We start from the raw sequence: 13,214 nt of genomic DNA on the forward strand, positions 1-13,214 counted from the left end.
AGATCACCAAACGAAATGAAAACAGAGATGTTAGCAATGATCCTCGCAGGGGGACAAGGGACTCGATTAGGGAAATTAACAAAGAATATTGCTAAACCAGCGGTTCCATTTGGTGGCAGATATCGGATCATCGATTTCACGTTGAGTAATTGTGTCAATTCAGGAATCAAAAATGTGGGTGTTGTCACTCAGTACCAGCCATTAGCACTAAACAACCATATCGGAAATGGTGCAAGCTGGGGATTGGATGGAATTAGTACCGGTGTGACGATCTTACAGCCATATTCAAATTCAGAAGGCGAAAAATGGTTTGAAGGAACCGCCCATGCGATCTATCAAAACATCGCTTATATCGATGAGATGGACCCGCAATATGTCTTGATTTTATCAGGGGACCATATCTACAAAATGGATTATGAAGAAATGCTGGAAAAACACAAAGAAAATGATGCTTCATTGACGGTTGCAGTTCTCGAAGTACCGATGAAAGATGCCTCGCGTTTCGGAATCATGAACACCGATAAAAATGACCGTATCATCGAATTTGATGAAAAACCAGCCGAACCAAAAAGCAATCTCGCTTCAATGGGGATCTATATTTTCGATTGGAGTCGTCTGCGCAGTATGCTGTTGAGTAACTATACAAAAGATGGCGAAATGGTCGATTTTGGGAAACATGTCATTCCTTCTTATCTCGAAAGCGGCGACAACGTTTTTGCCTATCGCTTCTCTGGCTATTGGAAAGACGTAGGAACGATCGATTCATTGTGGGAAGCCAATATGGAATTTATTGATCCAGCAATGGAGTTGAATATTCGGGATAAAAGTTGGCAAGTATTTTCTAAAAACCCAATCGCACCACCACATTTTGTGACTGAGACCGGGGCTGCGAGAAACTCTCTCGTGATGGATGGCTGTTATGTTGCAGGGGAAATCGAGCACAGTATTTTATCAGAAAATGTGCAGGTGAAAGAAGGATCGACGATCAAGGACAGCGTGATCATGCCTGGAGCGGTGATCGGTAGAAATGTTAAATTAAACCGAGTGATCGTTGGGGAAAATGCAGTGATTGGTGACGATGCAGAGATCGATGGAACAGACGAAATTGCCGTAGTCGGCTATTCTGAAATTTTAGGGGTGACGATTGATGAGAACTAATAAAATGTGTGCGATTTTAGGGAATCTGCAACGATACCAAGACTTGATGCCATTAACAGAAAACCGTCCGCTGTCGACTTTATTGTTTGACTGCAAATATCGCTTGTTAGATTTTAATCTTTCAAGTATCGAAAATGCCAATATCAAACAAGTCTATATGATTTTCAATGAAGGAGAAACGCAGTCGGTCTTCGATCATATCGGTGGCGGAAAAGAGTGGAACTTGGACGGCGTACAAAATCGTTTCTTTATTCACCTGTTCCAAGACTCATTGAAAAAGCAAGCAGAAGGACAAGAGTATTATTATAATGTCATCGACTATTTGGAAAAATCCAAATCGGATCATACCGTATTTATGGGCAGCAAAGTCTTATGCAACATTGATTTGCGTGCCTTGCTGAAAATCCATCAGCTACAAGGCAATGAAATGACCGTCGTATACAAACGCATCAGCAGTGACAATGTTTGCGAAAGTGATCTGTTGTTCAATGTAGACAGTGAAGGTCACTTAGAAGAAGCGATCCAAGCGAAAAAAGGTGAGGTCAGTGACCTTGTCAACTTATGTACGGATATTTTTATCATTCAAACAGATCGTCTGATCGCTGCGCTAAAAGAGGGGCAAAAAGTTGGCGCAACGGCAGACCTCGGTCAATTTTTACGAGAAATGATCGCTGTTGAAAATACAGGTCTATATGAGTACACAGGTTACTTAAGTAACATTTATGACATCTCTTCTTACTATCAAACAAATATGGATATGCTCGATGTGCATAAATTTACGTCGTTGCTTTATTCGAATCAAAAGATCTATACCAAACTGAAAAACGAAGTGCCAACGTATTATTCAGAAACATCTGACGTGAAAAATAGCCACTTTGCTTCTGGCTGCATCGTGGAAGGAACGGTCGAACAGTCACTCGTTGCCCGCCGCACGAAGATCCATCCTGAAGCAAAAGTCAAAGGAGCGATCATCTTCGGAAATAATGAGATCAAAGCAGGTGCCGAAGTCTCTTATGCGATCCTAGATAAAAATGTGACCATCGCAGAAGGTGTCAAAGTGCAAGGAACCAAAGAAACGCCAATCGTCATTAAGAAAAATTCTCATGTGACCCAAGACGTTATTGGAGGGGCAAGCGCATGAAGGTTCTGTTTACAGCAGCGGAATGCGCCCCATTTTTTAAAACAGGCGGATTAGGGGATGTTGCAGGGGCATTACCAAAAGAATTGGTCAAAAAAGGCGTCGAGACGATTGTGGTCTTACCCTATTTCACGAAAATGCCTGCTGAATACCAGGAGCAAATGGAAGATTGTTTTTCCTTTGAAGTGGCGGTCGGCTGGCGCAAGCAATATTGTGGGATCAAAAAATTAGTTCTAGGCTCTGTGACCTATTATTTCATAGACAATCTCTACTATTTTGGCCGCGAACGGCTCTATGATTTTTATGATGATGGGGAACGCTTTGCTTTCTTCCAATTAGCCGTGATCGAAATGATGGAACGCATTGAATTTATTCCAGACATCGTGCATGTCAATGATTACCATACGGCGATGATTCCCTTCTTGATCAAAGAAAAATATCATTGGATTCAAGCGTATCAAAACATACGCACCGTTTTGACGATCCATAACATTGGGTTTCAAGGGTGGTATAGTCGCGATATTTTACCAGATCTTTTTGGTATGGGGACTGAGAGATACGATGATGGCACACTACGTTTAAACGATTGCTTGAACTTTATGAAAGCAGGAATCTTGTATGCGGACCGCATCACGACGGTCAGTCCTTCCTATAGTGAAGAAATCAAAACCTCTGAGTTTGGCTGTGGGCTTGAAGTGATTTTACGTATGGAAAGCGGCAAACTCAGCGGCATTTTAAACGGAATTGATTACGAAATGAACGATCCAGAAACCGATCCTCATTTGGACTATCCTTTCAGTGTCGAAGATTTATCAGGAAAAGCTAAAAACAAGCGAGCGCTACAAGAACAATTTGGTTTGCCTACCCGTAAAGATGTCCCATTGATTTCTGTTGTTAGCCGTTTGACCACTCAAAAAGGGTTCCATTTGGTCCTTGAAGAAATGGAAAATCTCTTGCAATTTGATGTTCAGTTCATCTTACTAGGGACTGGCGAACATGATTTTGAAGAAGGCTTTCGCTATTTTGCTCAGAGATATCCTGACAAATGTGCTGCCGCGATTTCTTTTGATATTGCATTGGCGCAAAAGTTATACGCAGCAGCGGATCTTTTCTTGATGCCTTCCGCCTTCGAACCATGCGGACTGTCACAGATGATCGCGATGCGTTATGGTACATTACCGGTCGTTCACGAAATCGGTGGCTTGAAAGATACGGTAGATTCCTATAATCCGATCACGAAACAAGGTACCGGCTTTGGCTTTCAAGAGTTTTCACCATTTTACTTGATGAATGCCTTGAAGCAAGGGATCGAATTGTATCAATCTGATCAGGCAACGTGGAACGTATTGGTCAAGCAAGCAATGGAAAAAGATTTCAGCTGGAATCAAAGTTCCGATCTTTATATCCAGTTGTATAATACTATCAAAGTTTGATTGTTTTAAGACAGAAGAATCCTTGTCTGCAACAGAACTGCTAGTTGTAAGACTAGCAATTTTGGCGGCAAGGATTCTTCTTTTTTATAAATTGAATGCAAAAAGGAGTGTAACCCTATGACAAAAGAACGATTGCGTGAACTGCTAGAAATCAGTGTTCATGAACTCTTTGCGATTGAAGTGGATGAAGCTTCACCACAGGAATTGTTTCAAGCACTAGCCAATGTGGTGAAGCAAATGTATTCAGAAGACTGGCGTCAAACCAGAAAAAATCTCTTGCTGGAGGATCAAAAACAAGCGTACTATTTTTCAATCGAATTTTTGCCTGGCAAAATGCTAAAAAGCAATTTGTTGAATATGCAGCTGTTGGAGCAAGCGGAAGCCGTTTTTGAAGAGTTAGGCGTTTCCCTTGATGACGTTGCGGATACAGAAAAAGACATGGCTTTAGGAAACGGGGGCCTCGGTCGTTTGGCCTCTTGTTTTATGGACTCGCTGGCTTCATTAAGCTTGCCGGGAAATGGGAACGGGATTCGCTATCGCTATGGATTATTTAAACAAAAATTTATTGACGGCCATCAAGTAGAATTACCAGATGATTGGTTACGTTCTGGGAATGTCTGGGAAGTCCGCAAAGAAAGCAAAGCGGTGCCTATTCGATTTGGTGGGCAGGTCTATCTCGTTACGGGAGAGGACGGAAAACTAGCGCCAGTCTATGAAGGCGGCTTTACCTGGCGGGCAGTTCCGTATGACACCGCGATGGTTGGCTATCAGAATCAACACATCAACACACTGCGCTTGTGGAGTGTCGAAGTTCCTGCTGAAGATGAGGCGCATTATGCGACATTGGAATCACGGCAAGCCTTAGAAAATTTGACTGCTGTTTTATATCCAGATGACTCAAACGAGATTGGCAAACGCACACGATTGATGCAAGAATACTTTTTTGTTTCTGCAGGCATTCAAAGTATCATTCGCTATTATAAAAAATCGAATCTGCCTTTAGCGATGCTCAGTGAACGAGTAGCAATCCATATCAACGACACGCACCCAGCGCTTTGTGTCCCAGAACTGATGCGTATTTTAGTTGATGAAGACGGCCTTGCTTGGGAACAAGCGTGGGCGATCACCGTGAAAGTCATGAGTTATACGAACCATACGATCATGGCGGAAGCCTTAGAAAAATGGCCAGTTCGCATGATTGAAGAAGTGTTGCCGAGAATGGATCAGATCATCAAAGAAATTGATCGGCGCTTTGTCGAAGGAATGCAAGGGGTCCATCCGCAAGCCTTACTGGATCGGACGCGAATCATTATTGATGATCAAGTCCATATGGCACATCTAGCCATCATCGGCAGCCATAGTGTCAATGGGGTAGCCAAGCTCCATTCTGATTTACTAAAATCAGTGGTACTCCATGACTTCTATCTCATTTATCCTGCCCGTTTCAACAATAAGACCAACGGCATCGCACAACGGCGTTGGCTTCAGCTAGCCAATCAACCATTAGCCAAAGTGCTGGATCAGTCGATCGGTACGAGTTGGCGCAATGACCCCTTGGATCTGCAGCTGCTCAAAAATTATTATGAGGACGAAAACGTTCTGCAACAAATTGCCGACGCAAAAATGAGTAACAAGCGTGCACTGGCAAAGTACATTCAAAAAGCAACGGGCATTACAGTAGATCCAACGGCAATTTTTGATGTGCAGATCAAACGCCTGCATGCGTACAAACGACAACTGCTGAATCTAATGCATATCTTGAAGCTCTACTTTGAGGTCAAAGACGATCCGACTGCAGCGTTTCATCCAAGAGTCTTTATTTTTGGTGCCAAAGCAGCACCAAGCTATCACTACGCAAAATCGATCATTAAAGTCATCAATGAAGTGGCGAATCTGATCAATCATGATGAAACCATCAATGATAAAATCAAGGTTATATTTTTAGAAAATTACAACGTTTCATTAGCAGAAAAAATCATTCCAGCAGCGGATGTCAGTGAACAAATCTCATTGGCCTCTAAAGAAGCGTCAGGGACAAGCAATATGAAGTTGATGCTAAATGGGGCAGTAACGATCGCGACTTTAGATGGTGCCAATATTGAGATTCGAGATGCGATCGGTGATGAAAACATTGCGATCTTTGGGTTGACGGAAGAAGAAGTGTATCAGTATTACGCCCAGCATAATTATTCTGCTTACACCTACTATGAGTCAGATCCAGTCTTGCAACGGGTGGTCAATGCCTTTATTGATGGGACGATCCCGAATATTCAAGTTGAAGGTCGGGAAATCTTTGATTCCCTTTTGAAATACAATGATGAATACTTTTTATTAAAGGATTTTCATGCCTATTGTGACGCGCAGCATCGGGTAGATAGTGCCTATCAGGATACGCAACGTTGGCGTAAAGTCAGCCTAATGAATATTGCGAATGCAGGCAAATTTTCGGCAGATGAAACGGTGCGAAATTATGCTGCAGATATTTGGCAGATCGATCCATTATTTGCCCATGTCAAAGAACCGAATGCAGCAAGCTTGACTGAGACGGTGCCTCCAGCCGAATTTAGCTGAAGTGTCCTCATCTGAAATGGTGTAGTCTTTCGTGAAATTCTCCTTAATTTATGGTATGATGAAAAAAATGCATGTAAGAGGATGAGTACAGTGGCAAATTATTTAGATGTGAAACGAAAACACTTCCGTTTTCCTGCTTATGATGATACAGATGGTGTGAAGCTGCAATCCGAGCATCGCCCCGCATTCAGTAAAGCAGATGATTGGATTTTAACCGAAATCAAAGATTCCGTGAGTCATTCTCACAAGGAAGAAAATCAATCTTTGCAGCGTAAAGTGCAGTCCAGCCAACGCGATCGGGGGCACAATGTTCGTCAAAAAGAAGAGCTTGCCAATCACCGTGCCAACTTGCCTCAGTACGGAAAACGTCCAGTGAAAGAGCAGATGCCAACAGGAAAAACCAACTTTTTTGGCAAAGAGGCGAACCATTCTTCTTATCAAGTGACCAGTAAGAAGGAAAAAGCTGAGGTTCCTGTTTCTTCGAAAAAAGAATATTCGGGGCGCTCTTATTTCGTGCCTAAATATATTCCTGCATCGATTATTCCAGATGAGCAAAAACCTGAAATTACGCCGAACGATTTGATGGATGCAATGGCAAAAAAACAAGAAAGTTATTTGTTGTTTGATACTGAACCAGCAGCTTATCAAGTCAAAGAAGAAAATGATCCGACCGTCAAAAAATTCAATCGCCACCCCTCTGTTGGGATGACACGCAGTGAGTTTCGAGCCAGCAATAAAAAAAATGGTGAGAAAAAACGTTCCGTTTTAGATCGATCATTAAAAGGAATGATTGAAGACGATCAACAAGAAGAATCTTCAAATGGCTATTTTCGTTCTAAATAGCAGTGACAGTTACTCTTAATAGAAGTGGTCCTTTGAGCATAACGATGAATGATTTCAGCTAGATGGCTAACATCTAGCTGTTTTTTTTGTGTGCCGAAACTATCGATTTCACAAAGTGATTAGTTGAAATACATTTTTCACCGCCTGAGGAATATTCTGATTTTACTAAGCAATAGCGTGGGCTATAGAATAAAGTGAAACGATCAAAACCATCGTTATTTATAATGTTTGTTATTTTAATTGGCGATTTTTTTTGTCATTTAAAATCGATGGCAAGTCAAACGGTGGCAGGACAGTGGTTTTCTGATCAGCTGCAATTGAAAAAGGGAAGCAAGCGTCCTGATGGCTAAAGCTGCTCTTTGGGAAGGCCTGATCCTTGATCGATTTCAAGGGAAAGATACGCTGAAAGGTGGGGCATCAACAAATGAACAAGAAAAAGAGAAAGGTATATTTCACCATCATTATTGGCTTACTTGGAGGACTCTACTTTTTTTCAACCATGAGTGTGTTTTCTTCAAACGTTTTCTTTGCTGCGCAGCTGGAGGAAAAAACGGTTGCGAGTGAATCATTCGATCTGATACGAGAGCAAGAGGCTGAGGAAAGAGTTGCCATTTATTTTGATGAATCAACGAAATCCGGGACTGTAGGAGACCTGTTACTGGTTGCGTTTCATACGGACCGTCCCATTAGTGAAATAGCGATCCGATTGCCGAAAGCTGCGGTTATTGCTGAAGAGGAGTTGCCAAAGGGAGTCAAGATCACGCCACTCACTGAAGAGAACGGTTGGAAACTAATGATCGATACTCCTAGAAGTGATTTTTTGGTTCCATTGATAGTTGATGCAGCAGGATCGTTTCCATTTGAAGCAGCAGATTCAATGATAATGCTTGAAATAAAAGAAGCACGGGAGACAAACCCTACGGACACACAAGAGGATGAGCAAACTGATTCGAGTGACTCCACTGGTCAATTGGATCATTTGGATCAAGAGGATCGAGAAGATCAAGTAGCAGAAGAGAAGGAAATAGAAAGCCAGCTTCCTGAGGCATCAGCATCTGATCCTGGCAATCTTTATCTTTTAGGCGACGACGTAAAAAAAAGAGGAGTTGCCAATTGGGTCGAATTTATGGCTGCAATGGTCGATCCGACGGTCAATTATATTTATTTGACAGCCAGTTTTCAAACGAACGATAATCCTCGTTTGGGCATTACGGGAATTGACGGCTGGAGCAGCAGCGTCAATCCTAATGGCGGATTAGCCTATGTTTATATCAATGCCAGGGAAGTCTCAAGAACGTTAATCATCGATGGCCTCGACAAATATCAGATGGATCTTAGAGCCGTAGCGATCTGTTTTCGCGATTCCAGTGTCAATCCAGACTCCCCGTGGGACATTACTTTGCAAAATTTGAAACTCTACCATGGAAACTTTTGGGGGGCAATTGAATACCATGATTTGAATATGTCAAATCAGCAGCGTTCAATCATTCGGTACCACAATCTTAACCATACGGGCAATCAGTTGTTTTACGGGTTGCACTCTCGAGCCAGCTTTTCTGGACATTCGGTTTCACACCAAACGCCTAGATATACCTCAGACTTCAATGCTTCTTGGACGATTCACACAAATACTCAGGCGAATTTTGAAATCAACCAAATAGAGCTTCGTGAGGGAGCAAACGTCGAAATGTCGACGATCAGCTCAGGAAATCTTGATTTTTATAATACAAATGCGCGTCTCGTATTAGGGGATAATGCCCGACTATCATTAAATGCCAACGGTTCAGCTGGTGAAGCAGGCGGTGCTAATATTCGCTTTGTCGCTGGCAATGGACGCATTGAGTTAGGAAAAGGCGCGGAATTGGCACTAAATACACAAAACAACAGCCCAGCAGTCATCACATCAGGCACGCCCCATGATATTCGCTTAATGGAAAAAAGTCGCTTGTCGGTTGCTGCTGCAAACCGAACGTTGTACAGTCATATTTTCTGGTTAAGTGCCAATACGCATGTCACCTTAGAAGACAGCAGCACCTTAGAGGTTGAAGCAACAAATCAAAATACAACCGCAAATATCTTCCACTTCTCTGGCACGACTGGCAATCTCAACGTAGGCAAAGATGCTACCTTAGATATTCGTTCGGACAGCCCACAGGCTGTCCAACGGCTACTTTTCTTTACCGGTGCCAACAATCCCGCAAGATTGACGATCGACGATGCCAAGCGTGTCAATTTGCAAAGAACCCGCGCCATAACGACCACCACAAATGGTCTAATTGAAGGGGGAGGAATCACTGCAAAGAATCAGGCGATTCGCCAGTGGCGGCATGGAAATACAGGAGAGACAGTTGATTTTCAGTGGCAACCGATTCTGTCCATGACTGCGGCGATTTCAGGAACCAATACCAATGTGACCAACGTATCTTCGCTAAATGAGGAAACAAGTCGAGGGTTTGCCGCGCAGTTTGCTTCTCGTTCGCAACGGTTATTGTTTGAGAACATACCAGACGTCACGGTGACCATCGATCCTTTGACAGAAGATAGAACCTTACCTAATGCCTATACGATTTCGGGAACCGCCAATCCTGGTAGCTACCTTCGATTCCAAAGAGAGGGACTGATGCCAGAACCGACGCTTGAAACGACAGTCGATAATGCTGGCAATAGCACGTATTTTCACAGCCAAGCGGATGAAAACGGGCATTATTTACTTGATCTATCTGATTTAGAACCTTTCCAGTATTTTACTCAAGGTGAGGTGGTCACCGCTCAGGCATTTCTTGATGGCAAATGGGCAGAAGCATCAACCACTGTGGAACCCATTGGTGACGTAGACCCAAAAGATCCCCTTGATCCTGATCAACCGATTCTACCTGAAAATCCACCCTTGATACCAGAAAATCGCGGGTTTATCAGTATAGACTTTGTTTCACAATTCGATTTTGGTACAGTACCGATTCGCTCGTCGACAAGCCGCTATCCGGCGCTTCCGCAACGAATTTCTTTAGTGGATGATCATGAATCAACCGAACGACCAAACTACATTCAGGTTTCCGATCGTCGATTTCTTCAAAAGGGCTGGACCTTGAGTGCCCGATTATCAGAGGAAGGGTTCGTTAGCACGGATGCGTTTAAGCACCACTTAAAAGGAGCGAGTGTGCATTTGACGAATATTGAAATGGTTACCTCTAGAGAAAATCCCTCTGAAGCACCAGACTACTTTGATGCAATCGAGCTGGGACCGCAGAACCAAGTGATTGCACGTGCCAATGAAAAGCAAGGGGCGGGAACTTGGATTCAACGCTATGGAAACGAGGATACCATGCAAAAAAGTGTCGAGCTGGAAATCCCTATTGGCGCGAGGCCGCAAGCAACAAGTTATCAAGGAACCATCCATTGGGAGCTGAGTTTCGTACCTGGTGCTGACGAATAACCCCTTGGAAAACAAGTAAGTATGTTCTGCAATCGTGAATATGATCGAACACTGTAAAAGTTGATCAGACAAAAAGAAGTCCATTTGCCATTGGACTTCTTTTTTGTCTGAAACAAACGAGTAGTGGTTTACACTACTTTTCCCACTTTGGTAGATACGCTTTTCAATCAATAGAAGTGAGTGAAACCACAGGTAGTGTATCGATGAGCAAAATCATAACATGGTAGCCATCAACAAAATCACCTAAGCACTGTGTCTTCTCCAGCATAAATTTTATTTAGCTATTTTAGTAATTAAATCCTGCTCAAATATTTTAATTTTCGCTTGCCTTTTGATATGCTAAGAACAAGGGGGAATCAAAGATGGAAGTTGATCTACAAATGCTGGCGATGATTTTCTTTATCAATCTCGCCTATGTCACATTGAACACACTGCGATTTTTATTGACAATGAAAGGGTATCGCGTGATTGCCTCATTAGTGAGTATGATCGAAATCACGATCTATATTTTAGGCTTATCTATGGTATTGGATCGTTTGGATAACCCGCTGAATCTCTTGTTCTATGCACTAGGCTATGCTGCAGGAGTCAGTATCGGGATCAAAATCGAAGATAAGCTGGCTCTGGGCTATACAATGGTCACAGTGATCCTACCTAGTAATACGGATGAAGAAAAGAGTTTGCCGAAGATTTTGCGACAAGAGGGTTATGGTGTGACACAAAGCTTTGGTGAAGGATTGGAAGGCCCGCGACTGATTTTAGAGATTCTTTCCCAAAGAAAAAGTGAGAAAAAGCTCTATCAAACGATCAAAGCGGTGGAAGAGCGAGCGTTTATCATCAGCTATGAACCCAAGTATATTTCGGGCGGTTTTTGGACCAAAAAAATCAGCCGTAGAGAGGCGAAGTTGAAAAAGCAAGCACCTGTTGATTGAGGAACTAGAGGCAGCTTGATCCATTCGTGAAGAATAGTTGCATAATAAGCAGGGAGTTTATTGATGAGAGGAAGCGTTAGGTGTGGAAAAGAAAGCAAATGGCATGATGGCGGTCATCGCTGCACTGATCTCAAACATTTTGGTAGCGATCAGTAAGTTTGTCGGTTATGCCTTGAGCGGTAGTGCGGCCATGCTGAATGAAAGCATTCATAGTGTCGTGGATTGCAGCAATCAGATCTTTTTATTGATCGGTGATAAACGGGCAACAAAGGGACAAAGTGAACTGCATCAGTTTGGTGAAGGTCGGGCGAAATATTTTTTCAGCACGATCGTTGCGATGATGCTCTTCTTTGGTGGGGGCGCATTAGGCGTGATGGAAGCAGTGGAAAAGCTGCTGCATCCCGCCCATGAAGTCGGCAATACTTGGTTAGTGATCGCTATCTTGATCTTCGGGATGATCGTTGAAGGAAGTTCGTTGTGGATCGCAATCAAGGAGATCCGCGAGCTAAACGTCGAACGTCAACCAATCTATCGTTTTTTGAAAGAAAGTCGGCATAGTGAGATTTTGATCATTTTCACAGAAGACTTTTGTGCGGTGATCGGTCTGATGATCGCACTGATCGGAACGGTTTTAACAATGATTACCGGGAACGCATTTTTTGATGCCTTCAGCGGCTTATTGATTGGTCTTTTATTGATGGTAGCAGCGATCTTCTTAGCCCGCGAATTTTACAGTCTACTGATTGGGGAAAGTGTTACTAAACGTGATTTAGCGGTGATCAAACAAGCGTTTGAACGTCCCGATGTTGATCGCTTGATCGATGTGAAAACAGTCCATTTAGGGCCAGCAGAAATTTTGATTGCAGCGAAAGTCGATATTGCCGCAAAACAAGAAGAGGTCGGCTATGAGATCGTTAATGAGATCGAAGCCGAGATTCGACATCAAATGGCAGATAAAAAAGTCTATATTTATATTGAAACGGATGAGTACGATCCTCACTACATGGAAAAGCGGCGCAAACTTGTGCGACCTTCCCACTGATTTAGCTAGAATAAAGCTGTTTTTTTTGATACAATAGACAAGGATTATCACATAGTGAAGGAGATTTCAAAATTATGATCAATGCAAGTGACTTAAGAGCTGGAATGACGTTTGTTCAAGACGGCAAACTTATCAAAGTATTAGATGCCAGCCACCACAAACCAGGTAAAGGAAATACGGTTATGCGTATGAAATTACGTGACGTTCGGACTGGTTCTACTTACGATACAACCTTCCGTCCAGAAGAAAAATTTGAAAAAGCGCATATCGATACGAAAGCTGTACAATACCTATATACAATGGACGATACCGCATTCTTTATGGATCTGGAAACCTATGAACAATATGAAATTCCAGTTGAAGTGGTTGAAGAAGAAATGAAGTTCATTCTAGAAAACATGGAAGTAAAAATTCAATTCTTCGGCAGCGAAGTAATCGGCGTGCAATTACCTTCAAGTGTAATCTTGAAAGTTGTTGAAACACAGCCATCAATCAAAGGGGCAACTGTGACTGGTTCAGGAAAGCCAGCAACGATGGAAACGGGCTTAGTTGTCAATGTTCCTGACTTTGTTGAAGAAGGCGAAATGCTAGAAATCAATACAGCTGAAGGTACTTATTTAAAACGTGCAAAATAGCAAAAAAACCGCGACTTGTTCGCGGTTTT

Annotated in this window: 9 protein-coding genes; all 9 read left to right on the forward strand. The window is 42.7% G+C overall.

Annotated features, from left to right (window positions below; genetic code table 11):
* Positions 1-15: 15 nt before the first annotated feature.
* The 9 genes from IGJ15_RS05715 (at position 16) to efp (ending at position 13,185) form a co-directional block, all read left to right on the forward strand.
* Positions 16-1,158 (forward strand): glucose-1-phosphate adenylyltransferase, encoded by a 1,143-nt coding sequence (locus IGJ15_RS05715; protein WP_016610807.1) that lies wholly within the window; start codon positions 16-18, stop codon positions 1,156-1,158.
* Positions 1,148-2,299, forward strand: a complete 1,152-nt coding sequence (gene glgD, locus IGJ15_RS05720; protein ID WP_016610808.1) for a glucose-1-phosphate adenylyltransferase subunit GlgD — start codon at positions 1,148-1,150, stop codon at positions 2,297-2,299. The genes IGJ15_RS05715 and glgD overlap by 11 nt, the downstream gene beginning before the upstream one ends.
* Positions 2,296-3,729: a glycogen synthase GlgA gene (gene glgA, locus IGJ15_RS05725; RefSeq protein ID WP_231434819.1), complete on the forward strand. Its 1,434-nt coding sequence runs from the start codon at positions 2,296-2,298 to the stop codon at positions 3,727-3,729. The genes glgD and glgA overlap by 4 nt, the downstream gene beginning before the upstream one ends.
* A 117-nt stretch (positions 3,730-3,846) precedes the next feature.
* Entirely contained in the window at positions 3,847-6,300 is a 2,454-nt protein-coding gene (locus tag IGJ15_RS05730; protein ID WP_430599339.1) for a glycogen/starch/alpha-glucan phosphorylase, read from the forward strand.
* 81 nt (positions 6,301-6,381) lie between these two features.
* On the forward strand, positions 6,382-7,143 hold the full coding sequence (locus IGJ15_RS05735) for a hypothetical protein (protein WP_231434817.1): 762 nt from the start codon (positions 6,382-6,384) through the stop codon (positions 7,141-7,143).
* A 424-nt stretch (positions 7,144-7,567) separates the two neighbouring features.
* Entirely contained in the window at positions 7,568-10,576 is a 3,009-nt protein-coding gene (locus tag IGJ15_RS05740) for a WxL domain-containing protein (RefSeq protein WP_231434816.1), read from the forward strand.
* Positions 10,577-10,938: 362 nt separating this feature from the next.
* Complete coding sequence (locus tag IGJ15_RS05745) at positions 10,939-11,508, forward strand: DUF2179 domain-containing protein (RefSeq protein ID WP_430599340.1); 570 nt, start codon at positions 10,939-10,941, stop codon at positions 11,506-11,508.
* A gap of 103 nt (positions 11,509-11,611) precedes the next feature.
* Entirely contained in the window at positions 11,612-12,550 is a 939-nt protein-coding gene (locus IGJ15_RS05750) for a cation diffusion facilitator family transporter (RefSeq protein ID WP_233784951.1), read from the forward strand.
* Positions 12,551-12,624: 74 nt separating this feature from the next.
* Positions 12,625-13,185 carry an elongation factor P gene (gene efp, locus IGJ15_RS05755; protein ID WP_005229668.1) on the forward strand — a complete coding sequence of 187 codons (561 nt, stop codon included), beginning with the start codon at positions 12,625-12,627 and terminating at the stop codon, positions 13,183-13,185.
* Positions 13,186-13,214 lie beyond the last annotated feature (29 nt).

This window comes from Enterococcus sp. AZ079 (assembly GCF_050547255.1).
GTDB classification, from domain to species: Bacteria; Bacillota; Bacilli; order Lactobacillales; family Enterococcaceae; genus Enterococcus_D; species Enterococcus_D casseliflavus.

Excerpts from the sequence above, each read along its gene's own strand:
- IGJ15_RS05740 (WP_231434816.1), top strand. The coding sequence starts at position 7,568 with ATGAACAAGAAAAAGAGAAAGGTATATTTCACCATCATTATTGGCTTA.
- efp (WP_005229668.1), top strand. The coding sequence starts at position 12,625 with ATGATCAATGCAAGTGACTTAAGAGCTGGAATGACGTTTGTTCAAGAC.
- IGJ15_RS05735 (WP_231434817.1), top strand. The coding sequence starts at position 6,382 with ATGAGTACAGTGGCAAATTATTTAGATGTGAAACGAAAACACTTCCGT.
- glgA (WP_231434819.1), top strand. The coding sequence starts at position 2,296 with ATGAAGGTTCTGTTTACAGCAGCGGAATGCGCCCCATTTTTTAAAACA.
- IGJ15_RS05715 (WP_016610807.1), top strand. The coding sequence starts at position 16 with ATGAAAACAGAGATGTTAGCAATGATCCTCGCAGGGGGACAAGGGACT.
- glgD (WP_016610808.1), top strand. The coding sequence starts at position 1,148 with ATGAGAACTAATAAAATGTGTGCGATTTTAGGGAATCTGCAACGATAC.
- IGJ15_RS05730 (WP_430599339.1), top strand. The coding sequence starts at position 3,847 with ATGACAAAAGAACGATTGCGTGAACTGCTAGAAATCAGTGTTCATGAA.
- IGJ15_RS05750 (WP_233784951.1), top strand. The coding sequence starts at position 11,612 with ATGATGGCGGTCATCGCTGCACTGATCTCAAACATTTTGGTAGCGATC.
- IGJ15_RS05745 (WP_430599340.1), top strand. The coding sequence starts at position 10,939 with ATGGAAGTTGATCTACAAATGCTGGCGATGATTTTCTTTATCAATCTC.